Source organism: Thermomicrobium roseum DSM 5159, from assembly GCF_000021685.1.
In the GTDB taxonomy this organism is placed as follows: domain Bacteria; phylum Chloroflexota; class Chloroflexia; order Thermomicrobiales; family Thermomicrobiaceae; genus Thermomicrobium; species Thermomicrobium roseum.
In genome coordinates this window covers 48,702-75,440 of the sequence record NC_011961.1, presented here as the reverse complement: position 1 = coordinate 75,440, position 26,739 = coordinate 48,702, and the positions used below count along the sequence as shown (strand labels likewise).

The following is a 26,739-nucleotide window of genomic DNA, read 5'->3' as shown; positions in this document are numbered from 1 at the left end:
GAGACCTCATCCGGCGAGCAGCGACCGAACGCGGCAAATCGCGTCGGCGCCCATCCTGGGCTGATCGTTGCACCCACGAGGCGTGTCGGTTCAGTTCCCCGATAGGCCGGAGCCCTCAGGCTGGGCCAGTTGCCCGGACGAGGAGTCGGTCGCCCGACCGGAGGCACTCCATCCGCGAGAAGAGGGCTCGCTCGCCTCCCAGGGACGCCTTCTCAGGCAAGCCTCCGGTACCCCGAGCATCCGTGAGTGTCCTGTGTCTGGCTCAATAGATGCACTTGATATAGCCCCCATCCACCTGGAGCGATGCTCCAGTGATGTAGCTGGCGCGCTCCGAGGCCAGAAACACGACCGCGTTGGCGAACTCTTCCGGATCGCCGTAGCGTCCCAGCGGAATGGTGGCGATCACGCGCTGGCGAACCGTCTCTGGATCGACCCCCAGGCGCTCGGCCGTGACGCGATCGAGATAGAGCAAGCGTTCAGTGGCGATGCGTCCGGGCAGCACGTTGTTGACCCGGATGTTGTACGGTGCGAACTCCTCGGCCAGTGTCTTGGCGAGGGCAGCGACCCCAGCTCGGAAGACGTTGGAGAGGATCAGGTTGGGGATCGGAACCTTGATCGACGACGACGTCATCACGACGATCGATCCACCACCACGAGCACGCATCGAGGGGAGCACGCCGCGGATCAGGCGCACGGCACTCAGCAGAGTCAACTCGAAAGCTGCCTGCCACGGCGCGTCGTCGGGGAAGTCCTGGAACGTTCCCGCGGGTGGGCCACCAGCGTTGGTCACGAGGATATCGACCCCGCCGAAGTGAGCGACCGTGCGTTCGACGAAAGCGGTGATGTCTTCGGCTCGGGTCACATCGGCCGGTATGGCCAGGACGTCGACACCGTGTGCGCGCGCCTCTTCCGCGACTGCCTCGAGCGCCGCTCGATTCCGGCTGCAAATGGCGAGGTTCGCACCTTCGCGCGCGAAACCGAGCGCAACGGCTTTGCCGAGCCCCTGGCTCGCTGCAGCGACCATCGCGACCTTGCCACGCAACCCGAGATCCATCCTACACCTCCTCCGACGAACGCACGGCACCGGACACCGTCGGCCGGCACCACGATGCACTGCTCCGTCGAGTATGGGCCGCATCGACGACGCTGGCAAGGCTGCCTCGCTCGCGCCCAACTGCCCCGGTGCCCGGTCCAGCCTGCGATCACCGAGACGCATCGATCGCGCGGTGGGCAGAGATTGCTTCCCTACCCTGTGCAACCGGTTTCAGCGCTCGCTGCCTTCCTCGGCGAAGACCATGAATTCCAAGAGATTCCCGAAGGGATCACGGCAGAAGAAACGAGGTCGCCCCGGGATAGGAGCAGCATCGTATGGTTGGTACCCGGCCTCGCTGAGCCGTGCACGTACCGCCGCGAGATCGTCCACTTCGAAGCAGACGTGTCGCCGGGAGCGACCGCGTGTCTCGTCGTCCTCGGCGACGATATGGAGTTCGCTCGGCCCGACATCGAACCAGAGCAGGATATTGAGCCCAGCCAGTGTCTCGGGAACCGGCTTCTCGCGGAGCCCCAGCACACCGTTATAAAAAGCGCGTGCACGCTCGGCACCATCCAGCGGAGCGGTGATCGAGACATGCTGGATCCGCCGAAGAGCGACCATGCGAAACCTCCTCATCGCTCGTACCCTACACCTCTCTGAGCATCGCAGTTTTACCCGGTTGCTGGCGACCGGTCGGACAGGAAGCGAGCGATGCGATCCCTCGGTCGGTTCTCCCGCGTGACCCACTGCCCGTACCAGGCGGAAGTCGCCAAGGCCAGCGTGGACGAGGCGGGATCAGCCATCTCGCGGGTTCGGCCGCCAGGGAGAGCAGGTGACCGGTACGCATGACCGTGGCTGAGGGAGACGAGGGCGCGCGGGTTTCGCTTCCGGAATCGTCTCTCCGTCACTTCACTCCTCTCGGTCGCGATCGACTCGGTCGTGGTGGACACCACCCATTCGAGCCAGGGCGAGTCCCCCTTGACAAGCCGCCCACCGATTCCTATGATAATCGATAATCGTAGATCAGTGATCGTCGGACAACGCGATGAGTCGAGCGGGTCGGAACGGTCGAGGTGCTGGATGACCTGGCCGCAGTTCGTCACGGTAACGCTGAACGGCTTGACGCTGGCGGCCCTGTACTTCGTCGTCGCGATCGGTTTTACGTTGATCTTCGGTGTCCTCCGCGTCGTCAACCTCGCGCACGGTTCGCTTTACCTCTTCGGTGGTTACGTCGGTTGGAGCGTCGCTGACCGGAGCGGGAGTTGGCTGCTCGGTGCGCTGGCTGCGTTCCTGGTCGCTGGACTCGCTGGACTGGTCCTGGAACTCGGTTTGCTCCGCCCGCTGCACGGCCAGGACCTGCGCGAAGCGCTCGTGACCATCGGGGTCTCGATCATCGCGGCAGACCTCATGCTGGCCAAGTGGGGTGGCTTCACCTACGATTTCTCGCCCCCGGAAGCGATCACTGGTGGTGTACGCATTCCGGTGCTCGGGATCGGTTATCCCAAGTACCGGCTTTTCGTGCTCGCTTTCGCCCTCGCGCTCGGCGTGGTGCTCTGGATGGTGCTGACCCGCACGCGCCTCGGTATCACCGTGCGCGCGGCGATCGATGATCGCGACATGGTGGCAGCCGTCGGGATCGATGTCCAACGAGTCTTCGCTGCGATGTTCGCGATCGGTGCTGGCCTGGCAGGACTGGCCGGAGTAGTCGGCGGCTCGGTGCTCTCCATCTCCTCGGGCGAGGATGCTCGGTACCTCCTCGCCTCGCTCATCGTCGTGATCGTCGGTGGCATGGGCAGCCTTCCCGGTACGGCAGTAGCTGCCATCCTCGTCGCGCTCGTCGAGCAATACAGCCTCGCGCTCTTCCCCACCTATGCAGCCATCGTGAGTTTCTTGCTCATGGTCCTCGTTCTCGCGGTCCGTCCGCAGGGCCTTTTCGGGAGGCCAGCATGAGCCCGCGTGCTGTCGTTGCCGCGCTGATCGTGCTCGCACTTCTCTCCTTCCCTGCCTGGGGCAGTCCTTACTTCGTGGGACGGATTTTCACACCGGCGTTCATCTTCGGCGTGATCGCGCTGAGCCTCTGTCTTCTGGCCGGCTACGGTGGGATGGTCTCGCTCGCCCAGATGACGCTTGCTGGTCTGGCCGGCTATGGCTATGGGCACTTGACGGTCATGCAGGGACAGCCCTGGTGGGTCGGGATTCTCGGCGGCATAGTCCTGGCCACGGTTGTCGCGTTCCTCTTCGGGCTCATCGCGGTGCGCTCCAGCGGCATCTACTTCCTGATGATCACCCTGGCGCTCGGTATGGTCGTGTATGCGCTGGCCAACCAGAACCGCTCGTTCTTCGGAGGCCATACCGGCATTCTCGGTATCCGTCCCCCGGAACTCTTCGGTCATGCGCTGACCGAGCGTGTCCCCTTCTATTACCTTTGCCTGGTCGTCGGCCTCGCGACATACGCTCTGGTTCGCTACTTGGCGCGGACTCCCTTCGGGCTCGCACTCGTGGCGCTCCGCGACAATCCGCGTCGCCTGGCTGCACTGGGGTTTCATGTTGCCCTCCATCGCGTCGCTGCCTTCACGCTGGCAGGCTTCCTGGCGGGCGTGGGTGGGTTGCTCCTCGTCTGGTACAACGGTGCCATCTCGCCCACCACGATCGATCTCACGCGACTCATCAACATCATGGTCATCGCAGTGATCGGTGGTCTCATGTACGCCGAGGGGGCTTTCCTCGGGGCACTTGTCTTCGTGCTCGTCACCAACTTCGCCAGTTCCTTCACACAGCGCTTCAACACGGTGATCGGACTCGTCTTCCTGGCGACCGTCCTCTTCTCGCCCGAGGGGTTGAGTGGGCTGGGCTTGAGAGCGCTCGCGGCGCTCCAGCGCATCCTGCGGGTACGGTTCGCCTCGGCCGAACGGGCTGAGATGCAGTGAAGGGAGGTCAGCGCTCGCTTCGACGTCAGTCGGTTCAGTGGTCAGTGTCAGGAGAGGAGGAGCAGCGATGAACGGACAGCCTGCACGTTTCAGTCGGCGCACTTTGCTCCGTCGTGCCGGATTCGTCGGACTCGCGGCGACAGCGTCAGCTCTCTTGGCTGCCTGTGCCGGCCAGCAAGCGACTCCAACGCCAGCGCCACCGGCAGCCACCCCACCGCCCGCTCCCGCTCCGTCACCGACTCCGCCTGCCCCGACGCCAGCTGCCGCTGCCTCCCCGGCGGTGACGGTCGGCCCGGCTGCTGGCGAGATCGTCATCGGCATCCTGGCGACCCTGGAGGGGGCCTTCGCGCTCTACGGTGAGGAAGCGGTGCGCGGTGTCGAGTTGGCGGTGGCCGAGTTCGGGGGTGAGATCGCCGGTAAGAAGATCCGCCTCGTGAAAGAGAGCACCGATGCTACCCCGCAAGTAGCGCGCGAGAAAGCCCGCAAGCTGATCGAGCAGGACAAGGTGGACTGCATCGTCGGACCGCTTTCGGGTGACGAGGGTTTGGCGCTCCGCGACTACGCAAAGACCATCCCCGACAAGACGATCGTCAATGGCACGTCCGCCGCACAGGACACGACGCTCCGTGATCCCGCTCCCAACTTCTTCCGCTTCTCGACCGATGGGGTGCAATGGATGGCCGGGCTCGGCACCTACTGCTACGAGGTCAAGGGATACCGTCGCGTGGCGACATTGGGTGAGGACTACTCCTATCCCTACAGTCAGGTGGCTGGTTTCCTGCTGGAGTTTTGCCGGTTGGGTGGTGACTGCGTCGCCCAGTTCTGGGTGCCGATCGGTACCAAAGACTACAGCTCAGTCATCAGCTCGATGCCGAGCGATATCGATGCCATCTACGTCATCCTGGGTGGATCCGATGCGGTGAATTTCCTCAAAGCGTACTCCGAGTTCGGTGGCAAGGCAGCGCTGATCGGTGGCAGTTCGACGATCGATCAGAACGTTTTGGAGACCAAGGGGGCACTCCGATCGCGCGTCATCGGTATCCCTGGTGCGATGCCGGTCGCAGCGGACAATCCCGATCCCGCCTGGAAGGCCTGGGTCGAGCAATACCGGAAGCAGTTCCCGCAGGGACTCAGCACCCCATCTCTCTTCTGCTGGGGCTATTACGTCAATGCGAAGGGACTCCTGCTCGGCTTGAAGGCGGTCAATGGCGACCTCAGTGACGGACAGAAGAAGCTGCAAGCGGCACTCGCCAAGGTCGAGTTCGATGGACCGACCGGGCACATCAAGCTGGACAAGAACCGGCAGGCGATCGCCAACAACTTCGTGACCGAGGTGGCCGAGGGCCCGGACGGCAACTTGTACAATAAGCTCGTCAAGGTCGTCGAGGGAGTGAACCAAACGCTCGGCCTTCCGGAGGACAAATATCTTTCTCTCGGCTCGTTCACGCGCGACAATCCGACGTGCGAGAAGATCAAGAAGACCTTCGGGTCCTGAGCGATGGTGGCGATCGAGCTGCACCGTCCGCACACAGCGGCTCATGCCCTGGAACTCCAGGGCGTGAGTCGCCGTTTCGGCGGTCTCGTCGCGGTGCGCGATGTCTCGTTCGCGCTGGAGCCAGGCGAGCGGCGAGCCATCATCGGGCCGAACGGCGCCGGCAAAACGACGCTCTTCAACCTGATCACCGGAGACCTCCGCCCGACGAATGGAACGATCCGCTTTTTCGGTCGCGATGTGACGACCCTTCCCCCATACCAGCGGATCCGGCTGGGGCTGGCGCGAACATACCAGACGCCGCTCGTCTTCCCGCGGTTGAGCGTGGCCGAGAACCTTTATCTTGCGCTCCGCGGCGTTCGCCCCTGGCGGTTGAGCGTGCGGCTCCCGCGTCGCACTGATCCGGAGTTCCAGGAGGTGGCAGCGCTCGCCGAGCAAGTCGGACTTTCTCATGCCCTGCGGGCACTGGCTGGTGCCCTTTCCCACGGGGAACAACGGCAGCTCGAGCTCGGAATGGCGCTGGCCAGTCGCCCGCGTCTCCTTCTGCTGGACGAGCCCGCCGCCGGGCTCTCGCCGGGAGAGCGCGAGCACCTCACTACCCTTCTGCTCGCGCTCGATCCTGGTATGACGGTCCTGCTCATCGAGCATGACATGGATGTGGCATTCCAGGTCGCGCAGCGGGTGACGGTCCTGCACGAGGGCAGCGTGATCGCCGAGGGGACGCCGGAGGAGATCGCTGCCAATCCGATCGTCCAGCAGGTCTACCTGGGGGGCGGGTATGCCTGACGAGCCGCTTCTCTCGATCCGCGATCTTCATGCGTACTATGGTCAGAGCCATGTCCTGCAGGGTGTTGAACTCACGGTCGGGCAGGAGCCGCTCGCGCTCCTCGGGCGCAACGGGATGGGGAAGACGACGCTGTGTCTGGCCGTGACAGGGCTGTTGCCGACAGTCCGCGGCTCGATCCGCTTCGCTGGCCAGGAGCTCGTCGGGAAACCGCCTCATCGCATTGCAGCGCTGGGCATCGCCTATGTGCCGCAAGGACGCCGCATCTTCCCCTCGCTCACCGTCGAGGAGCATCTCCGGCTCGTACCCCGGCGACGACGCGCCGACGGTGGCGAGCCGTGGACGGAGGAGCGAATCTATACCCTGTTCCCTCGCCTCGCTGAACGCCGGCGTCAGCCGGCCGGTACCCTCTCGGGTGGCGAGCAGCAGATGCTGGCGATCGCCCGTGCTCTGCTGACGAACCCGCGGCTCCTGATCATGGACGAACCGTCCGAGGGGCTCGCTCCAGTCATCGTCGAGCAGCTGGTCACCACGCTCCGGCACCTGGCGCAGGACGGTCTGGCGATTCTGCTGGTGGAACAGCGACTGGCGGTCGCGACGGCGGTCGCCTCGCGGATCGCCATCATGCTGTCTGGTCGGATCGTCTGGGAGACGAGTGCAGCGGAACTCTTGGGTGATCCGGAGCGTCAACAGCGCTATCTCGGTGTGAGCGCCTGGCAGGCTGCTTGAAGGGAGGGCCCGATGCCGACCGTTGTCCTGATCGGAACGCTCGATACGAAGGGAGTGGAGTACGAGTTTCTCCGCCAGCGCCTGCGCGAACGCGGCTGTGAGGTTCTCCTGATCGATGCCGGCGTGCTCGGTGCGCCGCAGGCGGCACCCGATATCTCTCGCGAAGAGGTCGCCCGCGCAGCTGGCGCCGATGTCGCTGAGCTCGCAGCGCGCGGTGACCGCGGGGCAGCTATCGCGACGATGGCGCGAGGCGCGACCGCCATCGTGCTCGACTTGTATCGGGCCGGCCGTCTGCACGGTATCCTCGCCCTCGGCGGCTCCGGCGGCTCCTCCCTGGCAACGACCGCGATGCGGGCCCTTCCGATCGGTGTCCCCAAACTCATGGTCTCCACGCTCGCCTCGGGCGATACGCGACCTTATGTTGGCGCGAGCGATATCGCCATGCTCTATCCGGTAGTCGACATCGCCGGCATCAACCGGATCAGCGAGCGGATCCTCACCAATGCCGCGGCTGCGATCGCTGGCATGGCCCAGGCCTACGAGACTTTCCGCCCCAGTGCTCCGAGCAAGCCGCTCATCGGGGCGACGATGTTCGGCGTGACGACGCCTTGTGTGACGGAGGCGCGCAAGGAACTGGAAGGGCGTGGCTACGAGGTCCTGGTCTTCCATGCGACCGGGACCGGTGGTCAAGCGATGGAGAACCTCGTCAAGGGTGGTTTCCTCGCCGGCGTCTTGGACATCACCACGACCGAACTGGCCGACGAACTGGTCGGCGGTGTGCTTTCCGCTGGACCGGAGCGCCTCGAGGCGGCCGGGGCGATGGGGATCCCGCAGGTGGTTTCGCTGGGCGCCTTGGACATGGTGAATTTCGGGCCGCTCGAGACGGTGCCGGAGCGCTTCCGCCACCGTCGGCTGTACCAGCACAACCCGACCGTCACGCTCATGCGTACGACGCGAGAGGAATGTGCCGAGCTCGGCCGCATCATCGCGCGCAAGCTCAATGCTGCCAAGGGACCGGTTGCTGTCTTCATCCCCAAGCGTGGCTTCTCGGCCATCGACGTCGAGGGGAAACCGTTTTACGATCCGGAAGCTGATCAGGCACTCATCGAGGCGCTCGAAGCAAATCTCGCTCCACATATCGAAGTCCACGAGTGGGACACGGATATCAACGATCCGGCCTTCGCCCGGGCAATGGCTGCCCGACTCGATGAGCTGATCCGAGCTCAGCAGCCAGCCGAGGCGGCGAGCTGAAGCAGGAAAGGAGGGTGAGATGAGCTGGCGTCCGATGACACGCGCCGAAGCACTCGCCAAGCTCCGGCAGACCCTGGCCGAGGGGCGACCGATCATCGGAGCAGGGGCCGGCACCGGCTTGTCCGCCAAGTGTGCCGAGGCAGGGGGAGCGGATCTCATCATCATCTACAACTCCGGCCGCTATCGCATGGCCGGTCGGGGATCCCTGGCTGGACTCATGCCATACGGTGATGCCAATGCGATCGTCGTCGAGATGGCGGCCGAAGTGTTGCCGGTCGTGCGCCATACCCCCGTCCTCGCTGGCGTCTGTGGAACCGATCCTTTCCGCCTCATGCCGGTCTTCTTGCGGCAGCTCAAGGAGATGGGTTTCGTCGGCGTCCAGAACTTCCCGACCGTCGGGCTCATCGACGGGGTCTTCCGACAGAACCTCGAGGAAACGGGGATGGGGTTCGATCTGGAGATCGAGATGATCCGCCTCGCGCACGAACTGGACATGCTGACTGCCCCGTACGTGTTCGATCCCGACCAAGCGCGCGCCATGGCCGAGGCGGGAGCGGATATCATCGTGCCGCATGTCGGTCTCACCACCAAGGGAATGATCGGGGCCAGGACAGCCTTGACGCTCGACGAAGCGGTCGAGCGTGTGCAAGCGATGTGCGATGCGGCGAAGTCCGTGAATCCGGACGTCATCGTTCTTTGTCACGGCGGTCCGATCGCCGAACCGGAGGACGTGGCCTACGTGCTCGAGCGGACGCGTGGCGTGGTCGGCTTCTTCGGGGCGTCCAGTGTCGAGCGGCTCCCGACCGAGCGGGCCATGGTGGAAACGATGCAGCGTTTCAAGGCGCTCCGCCCAGCCAGCGCTTGACGGCAGGTATCGAAACGGGTAAGCTGATCATGGAGAATCGATTCTCGATATTCAAAGAACAGCGAGGCGGCTGATGTCGCAGAGACAGATCACACGGCCCGATCGCTCGCTCCCGCGCCCCATCGTCCGTCGAGTGCTGCGCGAAGAAATCAAGGAGTATCTCATCGATGCCATCCTGCGCGGTCAGCTCAGGCCGGGTGACCGGATCATCGAAACGCGGATCGCGCAGGACCTCGGCGTGAGCCAGACCCCTGTCCGCGAAGCACTGCGTGATCTCGAACTCCTCGGCTTCGTCACCAGCGAACCGTTTCGCGGCACGCGCGTCCGTGCGTTCACCCACGAGGAACTCGTGCAGATCTATCCGATCCGAGCAGCGATCGAAGGTGTCGCGGCTCGCGCTGCTGCCACGCGCATCACCACCGAGCAGCTGCTCGCCCTCGAAGAGCAGATCGACCGCATGCGGGAAGCCAGTGAACTCGGCGACGAAGGGACGGCGATCGAGGCTGATATCGCCTTCCATCGCATCATCGTCGAAGCCTCGGGAAACCGCCTGCTCGAGCAGTTTTGGACCAGCTTGAGTTTAGCGACGACCACTTTTCTGACGTTTTCCATTCACCGCCGGGCTATCGAAGGCCTCGCTGCGCGGCACGAACCGATCCTGGAAGCGCTGCGTGCGCGCGATCCTGATCGTGCCGAGGCTGCTATGCGTCGCCACATCGAGGAGCCGGGTCGGTGGGTGTACGAAGCCTTGTCGCGTGAAGATCCGGAACCACAGCAGAGTTCCTGACGAAAGGAGCACGTTCGTGGGTGTCAAGCTGATCGATCTTTCCATGCCGGTGCACAACGAGATGATGACCTTTCCCCGTGTTCCACCACCGAAGATCGAGATGCACGAGTCGTGGGAAGAGTTCGCCGAGCGGATCGGCGCCGCCCAGTACGGTGCGACCTGGCTCACCGCGAGTTACCGGCTCGAACTCAACGACCACGTGGGGACACACATCGATGCCCGCAAGCATTTGGTCGCCGAAGCGCCGGGCCCCGAAGGGATCCCGCTCGAGTACTGTTACGCCGATGGCGTGCTCCTCGACTTCCGTCATAAGGAAAAGGGCTCCGGCATCACTGCCGCGGAGATTCGCGAGGCTCTCGACAAGATCGGGTATCGCCTCAAGCCGCTCGATATCGTCCTCATCTGGACAGGGGCTGGAGCGTACCAGAACGAGCAACGCTATCTCACCGACCACTGTGGCATGACTCGCGAAGCGACGCTCTGGCTCATCGACCAGGGCATCAAGGTGATGGGGATCGATGCGATTACGTTCGACCCACCGGTCTGGGCGATGTTCGAGCGCAAGCAGTTTTGGGAAGCGCATCTCGTCATGCGCGAACGCGAGTACTATCACATCGAGAACATGACCAACTTCGACCAGATCCCGCGACCGTACGGTTTCAAGGTCGCCGCCTTCCCCATCAAATGGGTCGGCACCACGGCGGCACCCGTCCGCGCGGTCGCCATCGTCGAGGAGTAGGAGCGATGAGTCGTGCGGCGACCGTTGCTCTCGTCCGCTGGTTCCACGATCCGGCCTGTACCGACGTCCACCAGGCTGGTGGCAAGGGGGCAAGCCTCGCCCGCCTGGCCGCTGCTGATCTGCCGGTCCCGCCGGGCTTCGTGGTGACCAGCGCGGCTTTCGCTGCCTTTCTCGCCGAGAACGGGATCGACGCTCGCATTCGCGCGCTGCTCCAGCGCGTCGACCCCACCGAGCGCCGTGCGCTCGAGGACGTGGCAGCGGACATCCAAGAGCTCATTCTCACACAGCCCCTTCCACTGGAACTCGATGCTGCCGTCGCTGGCGCCTATGCCGAACTCGGACATGGCGAGGCGATTCCGGTCGCGGTCCGTTCCAGTGCGGTCGCGGAGGATTCTCAGCAGGCCTCCTTCGCTGGGCAGCAAGAGACGTTCCTCGATGTCCGCGGTGTGGACGACGTGCTCGCGCGTATCCGCGCCTGCTGGGCCTCCTTCTTCAGCCCACGAGCGCTCTTCTACCGTGCCCGCAAGGGGTCGCTCGACGATCTTGCCTTCGCGGTCGTCGTGCAGCAGCTCGTGGTGCCCGAGAAGGCTGGAGTCCTCTTCACTGTCGATCCTGTGCAGCGCCGGCCCGATGTCCTGGTCGTCGAGGCAGTGTGGGGCTTCGGCGAGGCGCTCGTCTCGGGAGAAGTGACGCCGGACCACTACGAGATCGAGCGTGGGAGTGGACGCCTCCTGCGTTGCTTCGTCCCGCCCAAAACGCAGATGCTGGGGCGGGGCGCAACCGGTGGTCTCATCGCTCTCGCGGTGCCCGAGGAACAACAGCGGTTGCCGGTGCTCAGCGAGGCCGAGCGTGCGGCGCTCGTCGACTTGGCTGTTCGGGTCGAGGCCTTCTTTGGAGTGCCGCAGGACGTCGAGTGGGCCATCGCTGGCGGCGAGCTTTTTGTCCTGCAGAGTCGCCCGATCACGACGCTCGCCTGAGGAGAGGAGCAGCCGATGTCTGGTGATGGAGAACTCCTCGAGCGGGCACGCAGCTGGGTCGCACCCTACTGGAACGCCCTGCATCTCTACCGGGCACTCGACTGGCTCTTCCTGCTCGCTCCGCAGGCGGATCTGGCGCTCCGGTTGGCGACACTCACCCATGACATGGAGCGCCATTTCCCCGGACCGGACTCGCCAGTGATGGATGCTCGACGCGGGATTCCCGATCGTTCCTACGAAGCGCAACATCAGGAACGCTCGGCCCGCATCGTCGCCGCCTGGCTCGAGGAGCAAGGCGCGGACCCGACACTGGTTCGCGCGGTCCGTGATCTCGTCGCCGTGCACGAGTGGGGTGGCTGGCCGGAAGCTGATCTCCTCCAAGCCGCTGATTCCCTGTCGTTTCTCGAAGTCAATGTGGATCGGTTCATCGCCTTCGGCCTGAGTGGCGAGCGTGGTTTTACGCCGGAGCTCGTCGCTCGCCATTTCCGTTACATGGCGGAGCGGATCCGTTTGCCGCGAGCGCGCGAGCTGGCACGCCCCCTACTAGCCGCCGCGCTGGCGCGCCTGGAAGAGCGCACCGGTAGAGCAGTCGAGGCAACCGTGGTCGCTCGCGAAAGGTCGTGCGATGGCTGACTGCGCGGTCATCGCTCCAGCGACACTGGACGAGGTACTCTCCCTCCTCGCCGAAGCAGGTGATGCAGCCACTGTCGTCGCCGGTGGCGTCTGGGTCACGCTGACGCTCCGGAGCGGCCTCATTCAGCCACGTTGGCTGGTCAGGCTGCGTCGCGTGACGCCCTTACAGGAACTCGCGCTCGCCGGAGACGGCAGTTTGGTGATCGGTGCCGGCCTCTCCCATCGAGCAGTGGAACGCTCTCCCCTCGTCCGCACGCACTGGGCAGTGCTCGCCGAAACGCTCGCGGATGTCGCGAACGTCCGCGTGCGCGAGCAAGCAACGCTGGTCGGCAACCTCTGCGAGGCTGACCCCGCTTCTGATCCGCCGACCGTGCTCGCGGCACTCGGGGCCAGACTCGAGCTCGCGAGCGTGCGTGGCCGGCGCCTCGTGCCCGTCGCTGACTTCATTCTGGATGCCTACCAGACAGTGCGAGAGCCGGACGAGTTGGTGACTGCCGTCTACGTACCACCGTTGCCGCCAGGCTCGGGAGCGGCGTATCTCAAATTCCGCACGCGCTCGCACGAGGATCGGCCGGCCCTCGGTGTCGCGGCGCTGGTGGTTCCCGATGCGGCCGGACGCATCGCTCGGCTGGAGGTCGTGGTCGGGGCTGCTGGGAACCGCCCGCAGCGATTTCCCAAGAGTTTAGAACACGCGCAAGGGCATCCGTTCGAGGACGCGCTCCTCGAAGCGCTTGCTGATGAGTACGCCCGCTCTGTCGAGACGGTCTCCGATCTCCGGGCGAGCGCATGGTATCGGCGCGAGATGGTTCGCGTTTTCGTTGCCCGCGCTCTGCGTCGTGCAGCGCAACGAGCTGGACTCTATCCGGGAGGGAGTGAGGAGGCATGAAGCTGGCTACCTTTGCCGTGCCGAGCCCGGCTGGTCCGGTGCGTCGGATCGGAGCGCTGGCCGAGGGCTGGCTGGTCGACTTGCAGGCTGCTTATGCAGCCTATCTGGCCCGCACCGATCCAGGCTGCGAGGCCGAGCGACTCGCCGCTCTCCTCATTCCCGACGACATGGTCGCTTTTCTCGGCCACGGTCAACTGGGCTGGCAGGCCGCAGCCCAGGCTCTCGAGGAGGGCCTGCGCATCGAGGAAGCGTTCGGTCGGCGAACACGCTATCAGCTGGGGGAAGTGCGACTGCTCGCCCCCGTGCCGCGCCCCCGCGTCATCCGCGATTTTCTAACCTTCGAGGGCCACATGCGGAATGCCAGTCGTGCACTCGGCCGGGGTGGCGAGATTCCACCTGCCTGGTACGAGGTGCCGGCCTACTACAAAGGGGATCCGGACACCGTAGTCGGCCCCGATGCCGATGTCGTGATGCCGCGCTATACCCAACAGTTCGATTTCGAGTTGGAGCTGGGTATGGTGATCGGCCGGCGTGGCAAGGATATCCCCGTCGAGGAAGCTCATCGCTACATCGCTGGTTTCACCATCTTCAATGACTTCAGTGCGCGCGATCAGCAGATGCGCGAGGCGCCGATCGGAATGGGGCCGAGTAAGGGGAAAGATTTCGACACGGGAAACGCGATCGGGCCCTATCTCGTCACTCCGGACGAGTTGGACGTGACGAACTTGCGCATGGTGGCGCGAGTCAACGGGGAAGTCTGGTCGGAAGGCTCGAGCCGCGGTATGCACTTCAGCTTCGCCCAGCTCATCGCGCACGTCTCCCAGAGCGAGACGATCTATCCTGGTGAACTCTGGGGCTCCGGCACCGTTACCAACGGCTGCGGACTCGAGCTGGGGCGTTACCTCCAGCCGGGCGATGTGGTCGAGCTCGAAGTCGAAGGGATCGGCATCCTGCGCAATCGCGTCGTGCGTGCTGTCGAGGGCTGAATCGCTGGTACGGAAGGGAAGGAGGCTGTCATGCCGTTCGTGGTCGTGGCGCACTATTACGCGAAGGAAGGGAAGGCCGATGAGATCGCGGCCATCCTGAAAGAGATGGTCACCCTCTCGCGGGCAGAACCTGGTTGTCTGGTTTACTATGTCAATCGTTCCCAGGACGATCCCCGGAAATTCTTGCTCTACGAGCAGTACCGGAGTCGGGAGGACTACGAAGCGCACAAGGCTACGCCGTACTTTCAGGAGAAGATCCTCAACACCGTCGTGCCGATGCTGGAGAGTCGCGTGCCCGAGTTCTACGACCTGATCGAGCCGGAGTGATGGTGGACCGCAGCCACAGGAAGGAGGGAAATCATGGCGGCGCAGCGACCTGAGGTGCAGCTGCCGGTGACATTCTTCGGCGACGAGTCGTTCCCGGTCGAATGGGAGAACGAGGAGGAAAAGCAGCTTTTCTGGTGGTGGGACGATCTTCACTGCCCGAATCCGCTCTCGCCGATGTTCTTCGAACTCGGCGGCTGGTGGGCGACCTGTGCCTATCTCTATCGGCGCTTTGGAGCCCCCTTCGGCCGCGACTGGAAGGCCAAGCTGATCAACGGGTATCTGTTCACAGCTGTTGTCCCGCGTGATCCCAAGGAGGCAGCTGAACTCGCCCCGTACTATAGCATGGTCATGCCGGTCTATGCGGAAAAAGGTCTCGAGTGGTGGCAGAAGCGGCTGCGACCGGAGATCGAGCGCAACTTCGAGTATCTCGATACCTACCCCTATGACACGGCGACGCTGCCCGAGCTGATGGTGCTCCTGGAAGACGCGATCGATATCCAGGAGCGCCACTGGCGTATTCACTGGATTCTCAATCTCTCCCAGTTCCAGGCCTCGCTCGACTTCCAGGCTGCGGTGCGCGAGGTCATCGGCGACGTCGATCCGACGCTGCTCGAACGCATCATGGTCTCCGATAGCGACCGCAACTGGGATGCCGTGCACGGGCTGTGGGAACTCAAGGAGCGCGTCAAGCGCAACGTGGTGCTCCTGGAGGCCTTCAGCAAGGAAACGCCGGCCGAGATTCTCGCCGAACTGGAGAAGACGGCGGAGGGTCGCGAGTTTCTACGCTGGCTCGACGAATACAAGCGCGAGTTCGGCCACAAGGCTCTCTACAGCCACGAGTACGTCTATCCGACCTGGTACGAAAACCCGGCACCGATCATCGCGGCCATCCAGGGGTATCTCCAGACCGACTACTCCTACCCGGAGGCGATCCGACGCCTGCGCCAGGATCGCGATGCGGCCATCCAGGAACTCCTGAGCAAAATCCCACCAGACGACGCACGGGGGCGCGAGCGTGTCGAGGCAGCGCTCCATCGCGTGCTCCAGATGATGCCGCTCACACCCGATCACCACTTCTATATCGACCAGGGGACGTTTGCGCGCCTGCGCTACGTGCTCCTGGCGATCGGCCGGCGCCTGGTGGAGGCCGAGCTTCTCGATCAACCGGATGACGTGCTCTTCCTGCGCTATCACGAGCTGCGTGTCCTGGCGGCGGAGCCCTCCAACCTGCCCAATGCCAAGGAGTTGGTCCGCGAGCGACGAGCTGCCCGCGAGCGTGCCATGGCCGTGCGTCCGCGCGATTGGGTCGGCACTGCCAGCGAATGGGCGCTCTTCCAGGAGCCGTACAAGACGCTCTGGGGGTACCCGCAGCGGTTCTTCGACTCGCTCCAGCCGCGCCAGGTGAGCCAGCGGGTCGAGGGGATCCCGGCCTCGGCTGGGGTGGTGGAGGGAACCGCCTTCGTCGCCCGCACGCTGGAGGACGTCGATGCGCTCAAAGGGGGCGAGATCCTGGTCTGCCGCATGACCAACCCGGCGTGGGTCATCGCCTTCACCAAGATCGCTGGCCTGGTGACCGATTCCGGTGGGCAGCTCTCGCACCCTGCCGTCGTCTCGCGGGAGTTCGGCATCCCGGCGGTCGTCGGGACGGGGGTTGCCACGCAGGTCATCCGGACCGGGCAGCGCATCCGCGTCAACGGCTCGGCCGGTGTGGTCGAGATTCTCGAGTAGGCGCACGTCGGGCGCAGAGCGCCACCTGAAGAGCGCTGCGACGAGGAGGTGCGGCGAGGCGTCTGGAGCGTGGGTGCGCGGGTCTCTTGCGGTGCGGATGCGTCTCGGCTTTTCTACCCCGCTCGAGTGCGGGGTACGGCCTGATGGCACGCGAGTCGGCGTGCGGGATTTGCGTTGCTGGGAGCGTTACGGTCACCTCGACCGGAGGCGAGTCCAGTGCGCTGGGCCTTACGACTGTCACCTCCCGTCCGTCGCTGGGTGCGTCGGAGGCAGAGCGGCGCGGACATGCCTTCTTTCCGGGTGGCAGCGATGATGGCCGCTTACCGGTGAGGGGCTGCTGCGATGAACGCAACCGACCCGTGACCCGGCGAGGTAACGACTGGAAGCTGTGAGGGCTTTGCGATGAGTGTTGGACAGGCTGTCCCGATGATCGATGCCGTGGAGCGGGTGACTGGGCGTCTCCGCTTCTCGCAGGATGTCGCGCTCCCCGGCATGCTGCATGCTGCACTCGTGCGCAGCACTGTTCCGCATGGGCGCATCCGCCACATCGACACCCGTGCGGCGTGGGAGGTTCCTGGAGTCGTCGCGGTGGTCACAGCGGCCGATTTCGCCCGGATCCCTAACCTACGGCCGGTCTACGGTCCCCAGATCGAAGACCAGCCGGTGTTGGCTATCGACCGGGTGCGCTACGTCGGGGACATGGTCGCGCTCGTCGCCGCTGAGAATCCACACGCTGCACGCGAGGCAGCCGCCCGCGTCGCCGTCGAGTACGAGCCGCTGCCGGCAGTGTTCGATCCCATCGAGGCGATGCAGCCCGGCGCACCGCTCGTCCACGAGCTTCGTCCCGAGGAGCCGCATCGTGGTCACGCTGTCTACTTCGGTCTGCGTCCGCTCTTCGGTACCAACTGCTGCAACCACTTCCGCCTCTCCACCGGCGACGTCGCGCGCGGCTTCGCTGAGGCCGATCTCGTGCTGGAAGAAACCTTCCGCACCCCGGCTGCCCAGCACGTGGCTATGGAACCTCATGCTGCCCTCGCTGTCTGGGAGGACGGCCACCTCACCGTGTGGAGTGGGACGCAGACTCCCTTCAATACGCGGCAGATCCTCGCTCAACTCTTCGGCATTCCCCCGGAGCGGGTCCGGATCATCGTCCCACCGATGGGCGGATCCTTCGGCTGTAAAGTCTTTCCGCGCATCGAGCCACAGGTCGCTCTTCTGGCTGCCCTCACTGGCCGTCCGGTCAAGCTGGTGCTCGACCGTTACGAGGAGTTCGTCACCCTTACCCGGCATGCGACGGTGGTCACCATTCGCCTCGGTCTCACTCGCGATGGCCGCATCCTGGCGAAACAGGTCCAGGCGTACTGGAACACGGGTGCCTACGCCGACTGCGGACCGGATGTGGCTCGCAAGGGCGGGTTCGGCAGTGTCGGACCCTATCGGATTCCTCACGTGGCGGTCGACTCGTACTGTGTTTATACTAACCTTCCACCGGCTGGTGCCTTCCGCGGTTATGCCGTCACCGAGATCGTCTGGGCCTCCGAGCGGATGATGGATATCGCAGCCGATGCGCTCGGTCTCGATCCTTTGGAGTTCCGTCTCCGCAACCTCCTCCATGACGGCGACCAGTTCGCGACCGGAGAGACGCTGCACGACGTCCATTTCCAGGAGTGCCTGGAAGCAGCTGCCCGCGCGATCGCCTGGCAGCCTGAAGCGGTCGTGCTGCCGAAGGGGCGCGTGCGTGCCAAGGGCCTGGCGGTGGTGATGAAAGGAATGACGACGCCGAGTCGCTCGGAAGCCCGCGTCGGCCTCGACCGCTCCGGATGCGTCACCGTCTACTCTTCGACCGTCGAACTCGGCCAGGGGGCGCGGACGGTCCTGGCGCAACTCGCTGCCGAACCACTCGCTCTCCCGTATACCGCCGTTCGAGTCATCGATCCCGATACCGACCGGACGCCGTTCGATAACCGCACGACGTCCAGTCGTTCGACATACATGATGGGGATGGCGGTACAGCAGGCCGCGCAGCGGCTGGCCGACCGGCTGCGACAGCTGGCAGCCGATCAGCTGGAAGCTGCGCCGGATGATCTCGAACTCGTCCCCGGCGCCGTGCGCGTGCGTGGGGTGCCCGAGCGCGCAATCAGCTGGGGTGAACTGGTAGCGACGAGCGGCGTCGAGGAACTCGTCGAGCACGGTGAGTTCCGCAACGAGGGCGGGCTGGACGAGACGGGCCACGGCATCGCCTCCTCCCACTGGCACCAAGGCGCGGCTGGAGCTGAGGTCGAAGTCGATCTGGCGACCGGACAGGTGCGGGTGCTTCGCCTGCATGCGGCTGTCTATGCGGGGAAGGTCGTCAACGCGCTCACGGCAGCGTTGCAGAACGAGGGAAGCATGATCATGGGTCTGGGGAGCGCGCTCTTTGAAGCGCTGGTGTACGACCAAGGGCAGCCACTGACGGCGAACCTCTCGGACTATCTCATTCCCTCCATGCTCGATCTTCCGGAAGAGTTGACGCACGACCTGTTGGAATGCCCGGGTGCCGAGATTCACGGCGTGGGAGAGACGGCGGTACCGCCGATTCCAGCAGCGATCGGCAATGCCGTCGCGCGGGCGACCGCTGCGCGCCTCGTCGAGCTTCCGCTCACGCCGGAGCGCGTTCTCGCTGCCCTGCGGTCGCAACGCGAAGGAGCAAGCTGATGGAGCAGGCGATCACGCTCCTCGTCAATGGCGAGCAGCGCCAGCTTCGTGTGCGCTGCGACGAGACATTACTCGAGACCTTGCGCGACCGCTGCGGGCTGACGAGCGTTCGCGAGACGTGCGGGATCGGCATTTGCGGTGCCTGTACGATTCTCGTCGAGGGAAAGCCGACTTCGAGTTGCCTGGTTTTGTCAGCGCTCGCCGATGGCTGGTCGATCACCACGCTCGAGGGATTGACCGGACCCGATGGAGCATTGCATCCAGTACAAGAGGCTTTTCTGGAGAAGCAAGCCTTCCAATGCAGCTACTGTACGCCTGGCATGATCCTGACCACGGTTGCGCTGCTGGCTGAGAACCCGCACCCGACGCGCACCGAGATCGCCCAGTACCTAGCGGGGAACCTCTGCCGCTGCGGCTCCTATCTCCGCATCCTAGCCGCAGTCGAGGAAGCCGCGCGGAAAGTCCAGGGATCCGCACAGGGATGAGCGTGAAGCAGCTCGCGGAAGGCGACGAGAGTACACTGGGTATGAGCCACACAGCGTGGCCACCAGCACGAATGAGCCCTGTCTTCCCAAGGTACGGAGAGCGCCTGTCTCGTCTTGCGCTCTGTCGCCGCAGTCGCATCAGGCTGCTCACCGCTGGACCGCTGATTTGCGCTGCCCGATGGGGGGTCTCCTTCGAACGAGCATCTCGCTCTGCAAGCTGACTGGGAGCGAGCGGTCAGGTTCATCACTGCCGTGCCCGTACGACCGGCGCAGGGTGCGTTCCGGATCCCCGTCTGCGGAAGTGATGGGGTTGGAAAGCTCCATCCTGGACATGCGATGAGCGCGAAGAGTAGGGAGCGGGAGAATGGGCGCGCTCCCCTGCTCGTTGCAAACTTCCGGTCGGCGAGCGGTCTCGGGGAGAACACTTCGGTGCGCCGGACGTGTCCCGACTGCTGGCCTGACCTTCGCACGGACTGGTAAAAGAGCGGTGATCCTCCAGTGACTGGCGAATCGTGCTCACGCGGGCTCGGTAATCGTTGCGCCTCGCTGGCCTGCTTGGCTCGCGCGGGCAGTCGACGCGCGGACACCGTCAAGCTGGTTTCGTGAGCATTGCCTCAGCCAGTGATCGTCGAGATGCGCGACTACTGTCACGAGGTCGCTCAGGGCCTCGAGGAGCTCGTCGGACGGTGTGGCCTGCTCCGAGTGCGGGACGAACTGGCGAGCGTTCTGGGTATTCTTCGCTGCGAATCGGCCAACGTGGACGTGACTGCTTCTGCCTCTACCGGCGTGAGGGCTTCGATGCGCCGCGACTGATCGACTGACACCCCACTGAGGGGCTGCTCTGTGAGACGCACCGGACTTCCCGTCAAAAGAATGGCGATGCTTCCTCCAGATCGATCGACACCTCAGAAGAATGTCGTGAGGTGCTCGGATGGCTCGAGCGACAACTCGAGCGTCACGATGTCGCGGTTCAGGCTGCTCCGAAACCTGGCGTACTCGCATTTCGCCATCGCGGCGCCCGCGGAGCGATTGGATCGTGGGGCGCGCCCTTTTTCTCGAGACGCTGTGCGAACCGCGGATCAGGAGACGCTTTTCTGCGACAGCGTCTCCCGGCTCCGGTCGACACGTGCGTGAACCGCCACGAGAGGGAGACGACGCGACGCCGAGCCTCGAGCCCCGTCTGCTCGTTCTGACAGGCTGTGCTGTCGTTCTGCCACCAGCGGGTCGGACGCATCCTGCGCCCGGTCGCTATCTGATAGCGGTTTTCTCGTGCTGCTGGCTGCGCCATATCAGGGAATCGAGAGAGGTGGGAGAGACGTCGCCCAGTGGAAGCGAGCGAGCCGGCTGGACTCTTCCTGCAGAACCTGATCGGAAAGTTTGGTCGCGCCACAACATCGTGCGCGTGCTCTGACACCAGTCGATCGCTGATGTCTGGCGAGTGGACCGGGCTGGTCTTCGCAGTCGGTCGTTCCAATCGATCCTTCCCCGAGTTCCTGGAGCTGCTCCAGGCGCATGGCATGCGGCTGGTGATCGACCTGCGACGCTTCCCGCACTGCCTGTGCCATCCCTGTTGCGATCGGGATCACCGATCGAGCGCGTTGGTTGCGCACGGTCTTGCCAACTGGTAGTACCCGGCACGCGGTGGGCGTCGGCAGCAGCCCGACTGCTCGAACCCTGGCTGGAGCAGTCCCGGCTTCCGTGGTTTCCTAGATCAGAGGCGGATCGCAGAGTGCGCTGCACCGCTCGACGAGTTCGTCTTCCGGATTGACCGCTCGCTCTCGCGTGTGCCGAGACTGCCCCCGAGCGCTGTCACCGGCGCTTCATCGCTGATGCGGCGGTGCGGCGACTCCAGCTGCACCGCCGCCCCTCTTCGCCTCTCTTGATCGTGGCCAGGTCTGCTGTCCTGGGGCCGAAATACCGGATCCTGGTGCGAGGGAGCGTGGTACTGTCCTGCACCGTCCAAGGCGGGGCCGATCGAGACGACTATCCGATCACTGCCGACGCGTGCTCGCACAGGCCGAGACTGGGATCACTGTCACATGCAGCACCTGACACGCATGGTTCGGTGCAGTGAGCGAGGTGCCTGCGGCGGGGTGAACCAGTGCCACGCTGCCGAGGTGCCTGCTGCACGCTGGGACGCGTCATCGTGCGTCGCCACCTCTCCTGGCTTCCTCTCAGCGATGCGCGATCGATTGCGTGGCAGGCCTGGTCCGCTGGCTCGGTTGTCCTCGTACGAGCTGGGGCAGCGAAAGCGGCCTATCTGAGCGCACTTTCCGGGGCGGAACCCAAGACGTTCGTCAACTTCTCCACCGGTGTCGGTGGTCTGTGCAGCGGCTCATGCGAGCTGACTGCTCTCGGGAGAAGTGTGCGTCGTCCGCTCTTGACATGCGGGAGAAAGTTCGGTTACGCTTTCCGCAACCGTTCGGTGATGATTTTCGTACGAGCGACGATGCAAGAACACGGCGGGAACCGCTATCGGACCCCAGGACGCGCTTGGCTCCTCGCCCAGGATGGCGGGCCGAGCGTGCCGCGTGGCCCCTGATCGACCCCCTAGCGACCGGTGCGGTCGCCCCTGATTCTCCAGATCGAGAAGCGGCAAAGCGAGTCGGTTGTGCAAAGGACGATATCGTCCTGCGCACGTTCCGCGAATGGAGGATGCAGATGAGTGGTGCGGTTTCCCCGCTCGGGGCTGCACGTTCGCAGGGTCGCGTTACCACCTTCGTCCTGTCGCTCGGTCTCTTCGTCGCGGGCCTCGCCGTCGTCCTCGCGACCGTCGTCGACATGCGGCGAGCATTTCTGCTGGAGCCTGCAGTGTACCGGAAACTCGGTGCACCTTCCGCCTTTCTCCAGTACACGCCGTGGCATCTCCTCGTGCTCGCCATCGCGCTGGTGTCAGCCATCGCTGCCTATCGGGTCATGCGTGGAGCGGAGCAGCAGTTCGGGGATCCGAGTGGGCTCCGTGTGGCCCGGAACGTGCTCGCTGGCCTGCTGATGGCCATGTTGGTCGTTGATCTCTTCGTGTACCGGATCGTCCAAGCTGAGCGGGTCGCCTCGGCCGGGAAGGCGGGAATCGCCAAAACGTTCGCGCTCGATGCCCTGCCCACCTGGCTCCGGCCGATCGGTGAGGCAGCGAACTTCCTGCTCGTCGTCTGGCACGCCACGACGCTCGGTATCCTGCTCGGTGCCTTGTTCCTCGTGCTGCTCTGCGCTAGCCCGCGCCTGCAGCGGGTGTACGAGCTGCGCGGCTTCCGCGCGCACGTCTTGGGCAGTGCCAGTGCCCTCGCCTATCCCTTCTGCTCCTGTTGCGCCGGCCCGCTCGGTGCGAGCCTCTATCGCGGTGGCGCCTCGCTCGAGTCGTCCCTCGCTTTCGTCGTCGCTGCCCCGCTCCTCAACGTGACCACCCTCTTTCTGGCGACAACGCTTCTTCCAGCTGACTTCGCCCTCCTCCGCATCGTCGGTGGTATCGCGCTCGCGGTCTTCGGTACCTGGCTGGTCGCGCTTGCAGTGCGGCGTCGCCCACCAGTGCTCGTCGAGGCGGGGACTGCTGGTCGAGGTATCCGCTGGCTGGAGCGCCTGACCAGTTTCTTCGCGTTCGAACGGCATCTTGCTGGGCGCCGAATCGACACGCCGACGGAATTGATTGCAGCCTGGCTCCGCACGACCTGGGTGATCGCTCGCGTGGCGATTCCCATGCTCTTCATCGCGGCAGCCGTGGTCGGCTGGGCTGCGCCGATCCTGACGGCACTGGGTGGTGGCAACACGGTCGGCACGGTGCTCTTCGCTACGCTGGTCGGTGTCCTCTTCATGATCCCGACCTGGACCGAGCTGGCGATCGCCGCCCCGCTCATCCAGCAAGGGATGACCGGTCCGGCTGCTGCGCTGCTCCTGGCGCTGCCAGCGGTCAGCCTGCCGAGCGTGCTCATCTATGGGGCAGCCTTGCGCGATTGGCGTGTTCCGGCTCTCATGGTGATCGTCGTGGCAGCGGTCAGCATCGTGGCTGGTCTTCTCTTCTTGTGATAGCGTCTGGCCCCCAACCGTCGGCAGGCACGCTCTGCACCGAGCGTGGGCAGGGCGTGCCTTGCCGACGATACGGCGGTGCGGGATCGCGAAGTTGACGGTAGAGCCTCGCAAGTGAAGCGGCGGTCGGTTCTGGCCGCGAGCGCGGCCGGGTGCGTCGCAGGCTCTGCTCCTCAGCTCAGCGGCTTATCGGCGCTCGGCGCGCCGAGCGCGAGCCAGGCGCGGAAGTCGGGATCGTGCTGCGCCAACTGGTACTCCATGAAGACCTCTTGACACATGGCGCGGAGTCCACCGCTTCCTGGCGTGCGCAGGACCAGGTCGAGCAGCCACGCTTCGAATGCGTCCGGCTCGGGGTCGGCCGCGATCGCTTGCTCCAGGATCCACCGCTTGAGTTCTTGGCCGAGAGCATCGGGGGTCTGGTCGCGCTTGCGTCGCTTGCGCCGCCCCGCGCTGGCGTCGAGTGCATCGAGCAGCGCGCGGCAAAAGACAGCTGGGCGCACGAGTGCGTTCGGGTCATAGGCTGGTCGCATGGTCGACTCCTAGGCGGCCAGTTCGCGCGCCACGATCTGCACGGCGAGCGGATAGCCGAGCCCCTCGGGCCGACGGTAGTCCCGCTCGGCCGCGACCAGATCGAGCTCCACCGTGGTCAAATCGTGCCAGAGGACTTCCCCCTGACTCCAGGGACCGAGCGTCGCGAACGTCTTGACGTAGCCACGGCATGCCTGGCAGACCTCGACGCGCTGCGAGTCCTGTTTGCCCTCCTCGGCGAAGTAGCCGAGGCGCCGGTGGTCGCTGTTGCCGCAGAAGGGGCATTCCTGGTGTGGGAAGCGCCAGCCGCTCCCGCAGCGACCGCAGCGGAGCCAGCGCTCGCGTTCCAGCCCACGCAGTTCGGCCAGCGTCGGCCAGGCAGCGCAGACTGGGCAGTAGCCAGCCTGCCATCTCGTCGGCGACGCTGCGGCACTGTTCCGAACCAGCGCTGCTGCGATCGGGATCACAAGCACGCTGCCGAGCACGGCGACGAGTTGATTGGATGTCTGTGTAGCCAGTGCGAGTCGCTGAAGGTTCTCTTGGTCAGCGCACAGGGTAGCTCGCACGAGATCGAGGAGTGGGAGCCTGTCGCTCGCGACCGCGTCGAGCAGTGTGCCCGCTTCGGGAACACCGCTGCGCACGAAGATGGCGGTCGTGTCAGCAGCCAACTGGCGGAGCGCGCCGAGATCAGTGGCGATCGTGCGACCGTGCAGGAGCGGAACTGCCCCGCTCGCCAGCCGGTCAGCTGGGTCGAGGAAGACAGCGATCGCTGTTCCGGTCGGGCTGGTCAGGAGGCGGAGCGTTGCGGCATAGGAACGAGCCAGCGGAGCGAGCACGGCGTCTCGCTCCGCCAGCTGCTCCAGCTTGTCGATGACCGCAGTCATTCGACCGGCATCCCGGCGAGCTGGCTCGCTTCTCCTTCTTTCGGCGTGTTGTAGTAAATGATCTTCGGTCCGCCCGGATGGAGCTGCACTTCAGTGGCGCGGTTCCCGATATCGCCGCCGGGACCGCCGCCACGCGTCCGCGATGCCTCTGGACTGCAGGCGCCCAACGCGACGAGGATCAGCAGGACCACCAAGCCACGGGCGGCCAATCGACTCAGCTGTCGCAGTGTTGCGCTGCTCGACATCTCACACTGCCTCCGAGGAGAGCAGCAGTGCCGCACGCAGCACGAAGGCACCAGCCAGCACCAGAACGGCTAGCGTTGGGACAGCGAGGCGCCCGACCAGCTGTGGCCGCCAGGCGACGACGGCTGGGACGATCATCCCCAGGGCGACCGCGAGAGCGAGCAACACACCGTAGACGTTACCGAGCGTGAGTTCAGTGACGCGCGTCGGCATAGTCGCCAGCATGGCAACGACGGCGACGATGCTGACACCCAGGGCTCCCAGCAGCAGCTGGCGAAGCGTGGGGACCGTCGAGGGCGAGGAGCGTTGGGCCAGAAGGAGCAGCACGACTGCCGCCGATGCCATACCGGACGCGAAGAAGAGCGCGCCGAGCCAGGCAGTGTCCCCCCACAGCGGACGGTTGGTCGAATTCAGGAGGACACCCTTGTAGCCAGCGTAGAACGTCCCAGCGAGCCCCGAGCCCACGACGATGATGGTGCCCAGAATACCTCGTCCCAAAAAACGGAGCGATGCCGGCAGCCGTCCCTCGACGGCAAGACTCCCCACGAGCGCGAGAAACGACGCTCCACCGAAGACGAAGAGTGACCAGGCACCGAGCGCCATGACCGACCACCACTTGAGGAACGTCGGAAGGAACGTCTCCGAGAACAGCAGCATATGCCAAAAGCGATCAGGTCGCTTGAGGTCCAAGATGAGCAAGAGTCCGCTCAGGATGCTCCCGACCGTTGCGATCGCGAAGCCCCAGCGCGCGACGATGCGATCGGCGCCGCGACCGAACAGCCAGAGGAGAGCCGCGATACCCGCTGCCGTTCCGGCCAGCCCGGCGACGAAGAACTCGACGACCGCGTACCAGCCCCAGTGGGGCGAGACCGAATAAAAGGTGTCCGGCATCGCTGTCCCTCCCCTCACTCATCGCTCTCCGGCTCGCGGGCAGCGCTCGCCAGTTCCTCCATCCGGCGCTTGCGTAGGCTGACGAGCCCGAGCAAACCGAGTACCACCGCGCTGGCGGTGGAGAGTCCGGCTGCCACTGGCGTATTGGTGGACGGTAGCTTCGGATTCTTCGGCAAGCCGTACGTCTCCGGCTCGTCGAGCAGTAGGTAGAAGCTGTTGAGCCCACCGAGGATCGACTCGTCGTGCCCGTACAGGCGCGCTTGCGTGACCCCCTGCGCGTGGAGCTGCTCGAGCCGCTGTTGTGCCCGTTGCTTGAGTTCGTCGATCGGCCCGAACTGGATCGACTGCGTCGGGCAGGCCTGCGCGCAGGCTGGAACCATGCCGGCTTGCAGCCGGTCGTAGCACAGCGTGCACTTCATCGCCGTGTTGGTTTCCGGGTTGATCTCGATCACGCCGAACGGACACGCCGAGATGCATGCCCGGCAGCCGTTGCAGACGTCCTGCTGGATGACGACCGTATCGAACTCGGTGCGAATGATGGCGCCGGTCGGGCAGGCCTCCAAGCAGGCAGCCCGCACGCAGTGCTTGCACACGTCGCTCATCATCAGCCAGCGGCCAGTCGAGCGATCGGGGCTGAACTGCTCGATGAACTTGACGTGCCGCCATTGGATGCCGCTCAAGGACACGGTGTTGTCGTAGGACTGGCCGCTGAGTTGCACCTTGCCGCCGTTGCGGGCCGGGAGCTGGTTCCACGCCTTGCAGGCCACTTCGCAGGCCTTGCACCCGATGCAGACCGAGGTATCAGTGAAGAAACCCATCGCTTGCGCCATGGCTCGTCTCCCTCAGGGAACTC

The 26,739-nt window shown here is 64.9% G+C and carries 26 protein-coding genes; 19 read left to right on the top strand and 7 right to left on the bottom strand.

What is annotated here, in order from left to right; translation table 11 throughout:
* Nucleotides 1–262: 262 nt before the first annotated feature.
* Together TRD_RS09670 and TRD_RS09665 are read right to left on the bottom strand one after the other, a co-directional pair.
* The gene (locus tag TRD_RS09670; protein ID WP_012642533.1) at nucleotides 263–1,054 is read right to left on the bottom strand and encodes an SDR family oxidoreductase; all 792 of its coding nucleotides are present in this window, start codon (nucleotides 1,052–1,054) and stop codon (nucleotides 263–265) included.
* Between the two features lie 210 nt (nucleotides 1,055–1,264).
* Nucleotides 1,265–1,654: a VOC family protein gene (locus TRD_RS09665; protein ID WP_012642836.1), complete on the bottom strand. Its 390-nt coding sequence runs from the start codon at nucleotides 1,652–1,654 to the stop codon at nucleotides 1,265–1,267.
* A gap of 459 nt (nucleotides 1,655–2,113) precedes the next feature.
* Between TRD_RS09665 and TRD_RS09660 the strand changes: the two genes are divergently transcribed.
* From TRD_RS09660 to TRD_RS09560, 19 genes are all read left to right on the top strand, one after another.
* Nucleotides 2,114–2,983, top strand: a complete 870-nt coding sequence (locus TRD_RS09660) for a branched-chain amino acid ABC transporter permease (RefSeq protein WP_012643241.1) — start codon at nucleotides 2,114–2,116, stop codon at nucleotides 2,981–2,983.
* The gene (locus TRD_RS09655; RefSeq protein ID WP_012642924.1) at nucleotides 2,980–3,960 is read left to right on the top strand and encodes a branched-chain amino acid ABC transporter permease; all 981 of its coding nucleotides are present in this window, start codon (nucleotides 2,980–2,982) and stop codon (nucleotides 3,958–3,960) included. Before TRD_RS09660 ends, TRD_RS09655 begins: the two co-directional genes overlap by 4 nt.
* Nucleotides 3,961–4,027: 67 nt before the next feature.
* Nucleotides 4,028–5,455, top strand: a complete 1,428-nt coding sequence (locus tag TRD_RS09650) for an ABC transporter substrate-binding protein (RefSeq protein ID WP_012642397.1) — start codon at nucleotides 4,028–4,030, stop codon at nucleotides 5,453–5,455.
* Nucleotides 5,456–5,458: 3 nt separating this feature from the next.
* Nucleotides 5,459–6,238, top strand: coding sequence for an ABC transporter ATP-binding protein (locus TRD_RS09645; protein WP_012643181.1), 780 nt, complete (start codon nucleotides 5,459–5,461; stop codon nucleotides 6,236–6,238).
* Nucleotides 6,231–6,965 carry an ABC transporter ATP-binding protein gene (locus tag TRD_RS14640; protein ID WP_012642801.1) on the top strand — a complete coding sequence of 245 codons (735 nt, stop codon included), beginning with the start codon at nucleotides 6,231–6,233 and terminating at the stop codon, nucleotides 6,963–6,965. Before TRD_RS09645 ends, TRD_RS14640 begins: the two co-directional genes overlap by 8 nt.
* 12 nt (nucleotides 6,966–6,977) lie before the next feature.
* The gene (locus TRD_RS14635) at nucleotides 6,978–8,216 is read left to right on the top strand and encodes a Tm-1-like ATP-binding domain-containing protein (RefSeq protein WP_012642670.1); all 1,239 of its coding nucleotides are present in this window, start codon (nucleotides 6,978–6,980) and stop codon (nucleotides 8,214–8,216) included.
* Nucleotides 8,217–8,235: 19 nt separating this feature from the next.
* On the top strand, nucleotides 8,236–9,081 hold the full coding sequence (locus TRD_RS09630; protein WP_012642978.1) for a phosphoenolpyruvate hydrolase family protein: 846 nt from the start codon (nucleotides 8,236–8,238) through the stop codon (nucleotides 9,079–9,081).
* A 73-nt stretch (nucleotides 9,082–9,154) separates the two neighbouring features.
* Complete coding sequence (locus TRD_RS09625) at nucleotides 9,155–9,868, top strand: GntR family transcriptional regulator (RefSeq protein WP_012642902.1); 714 nt, start codon at nucleotides 9,155–9,157, stop codon at nucleotides 9,866–9,868.
* A 16-nt stretch (nucleotides 9,869–9,884) separates the two neighbouring features.
* A complete protein-coding gene (locus TRD_RS09620) occupies nucleotides 9,885–10,607 on the top strand; it encodes a cyclase family protein (protein WP_012643283.1) in 723 nt (240 codons plus the stop codon).
* A 5-nt stretch (nucleotides 10,608–10,612) separates the two neighbouring features.
* A complete protein-coding gene (locus TRD_RS09615) occupies nucleotides 10,613–11,584 on the top strand; it encodes a PEP/pyruvate-binding domain-containing protein (protein ID WP_012642554.1) in 972 nt (323 codons plus the stop codon).
* Nucleotides 11,585–11,599: 15 nt separating this feature from the next.
* Nucleotides 11,600–12,217, top strand: coding sequence for an HD domain-containing protein (locus TRD_RS09610; protein WP_012642976.1), 618 nt, complete (start codon nucleotides 11,600–11,602; stop codon nucleotides 12,215–12,217).
* A complete protein-coding gene (locus TRD_RS09605; RefSeq protein WP_012642622.1) occupies nucleotides 12,210–13,103 on the top strand; it encodes an FAD binding domain-containing protein in 894 nt (297 codons plus the stop codon). Before TRD_RS09610 ends, TRD_RS09605 begins: the two co-directional genes overlap by 8 nt.
* Nucleotides 13,100–14,089: a fumarylacetoacetate hydrolase family protein gene (locus TRD_RS09600; RefSeq protein ID WP_012642728.1), complete on the top strand. Its 990-nt coding sequence runs from the start codon at nucleotides 13,100–13,102 to the stop codon at nucleotides 14,087–14,089. The genes TRD_RS09605 and TRD_RS09600 overlap by 4 nt, the downstream gene beginning before the upstream one ends.
* Before the next feature lie 30 nt (nucleotides 14,090–14,119).
* On the top strand, nucleotides 14,120–14,416 hold the full coding sequence (locus tag TRD_RS09595) for a putative quinol monooxygenase (RefSeq protein ID WP_012642414.1): 297 nt from the start codon (nucleotides 14,120–14,122) through the stop codon (nucleotides 14,414–14,416).
* A gap of 33 nt (nucleotides 14,417–14,449) precedes the next feature.
* Nucleotides 14,450–16,144 carry a PEP-utilizing enzyme gene (locus TRD_RS09590; protein ID WP_012642537.1) on the top strand — a complete coding sequence of 565 codons (1,695 nt, stop codon included), beginning with the start codon at nucleotides 14,450–14,452 and terminating at the stop codon, nucleotides 16,142–16,144.
* Between the two features lie 402 nt (nucleotides 16,145–16,546).
* A complete protein-coding gene (locus TRD_RS09585) occupies nucleotides 16,547–18,838 on the top strand; it encodes a xanthine dehydrogenase family protein molybdopterin-binding subunit (RefSeq protein WP_012643146.1) in 2,292 nt (763 codons plus the stop codon).
* Nucleotides 18,838–19,323, top strand: coding sequence for a (2Fe-2S)-binding protein (locus TRD_RS09580; RefSeq protein ID WP_012643221.1), 486 nt, complete (start codon nucleotides 18,838–18,840; stop codon nucleotides 19,321–19,323). The genes TRD_RS09585 and TRD_RS09580 overlap by 1 nt, the downstream gene beginning before the upstream one ends.
* 1,427 nt (nucleotides 19,324–20,750) lie before the next feature.
* Nucleotides 20,751–20,951 (top strand): hypothetical protein, encoded by a 201-nt coding sequence (locus TRD_RS09570; protein WP_143714753.1) that lies wholly within the window; start codon nucleotides 20,751–20,753, stop codon nucleotides 20,949–20,951.
* Nucleotides 20,952–21,984: 1,033 nt separating this feature from the next.
* Nucleotides 21,985–23,340 carry a permease gene (locus TRD_RS09560; protein WP_041437209.1) on the top strand — a complete coding sequence of 452 codons (1,356 nt, stop codon included), beginning with the start codon at nucleotides 21,985–21,987 and terminating at the stop codon, nucleotides 23,338–23,340.
* Nucleotides 23,341–23,513: 173 nt separating this feature from the next.
* On the opposite strand, the gene TRD_RS09555 is transcribed toward TRD_RS09560, so the two are convergent.
* Genes TRD_RS09555 through TRD_RS09535 form a run of 5 tightly spaced genes read right to left on the bottom strand, consistent with a single transcriptional unit; the run spans nucleotide 23,514 to nucleotide 26,716 of the window.
* Nucleotides 23,514–23,870 carry a hypothetical protein gene (locus TRD_RS09555; protein ID WP_012642853.1) on the bottom strand — a complete coding sequence of 119 codons (357 nt, stop codon included), beginning with the start codon at nucleotides 23,868–23,870 and terminating at the stop codon, nucleotides 23,514–23,516.
* Between the two features lie 9 nt (nucleotides 23,871–23,879).
* The gene (locus TRD_RS13785) at nucleotides 23,880–24,752 is read right to left on the bottom strand and encodes a formate dehydrogenase accessory protein FdhE (RefSeq protein ID WP_012643039.1); all 873 of its coding nucleotides are present in this window, start codon (nucleotides 24,750–24,752) and stop codon (nucleotides 23,880–23,882) included.
* Entirely contained in the window at nucleotides 24,749–24,997 is a 249-nt protein-coding gene (locus tag TRD_RS09545; RefSeq protein ID WP_012642666.1) for a hypothetical protein, read from the bottom strand. The genes TRD_RS13785 and TRD_RS09545 overlap by 4 nt, the downstream gene beginning before the upstream one ends.
* A gap of 1 nt (nucleotide 24,998) precedes the next feature.
* Nucleotides 24,999–25,886 (bottom strand): NrfD/PsrC family molybdoenzyme membrane anchor subunit, encoded by an 888-nt coding sequence (nrfD, locus tag TRD_RS09540; RefSeq protein ID WP_012642726.1) that lies wholly within the window; start codon nucleotides 25,884–25,886, stop codon nucleotides 24,999–25,001.
* A gap of 14 nt (nucleotides 25,887–25,900) precedes the next feature.
* Nucleotides 25,901–26,716 (bottom strand): 4Fe-4S dicluster domain-containing protein, encoded by an 816-nt coding sequence (locus tag TRD_RS09535; protein ID WP_012642594.1) that lies wholly within the window; start codon nucleotides 26,714–26,716, stop codon nucleotides 25,901–25,903.
* Nucleotides 26,717–26,739: the final 23 nt, after the last annotated feature.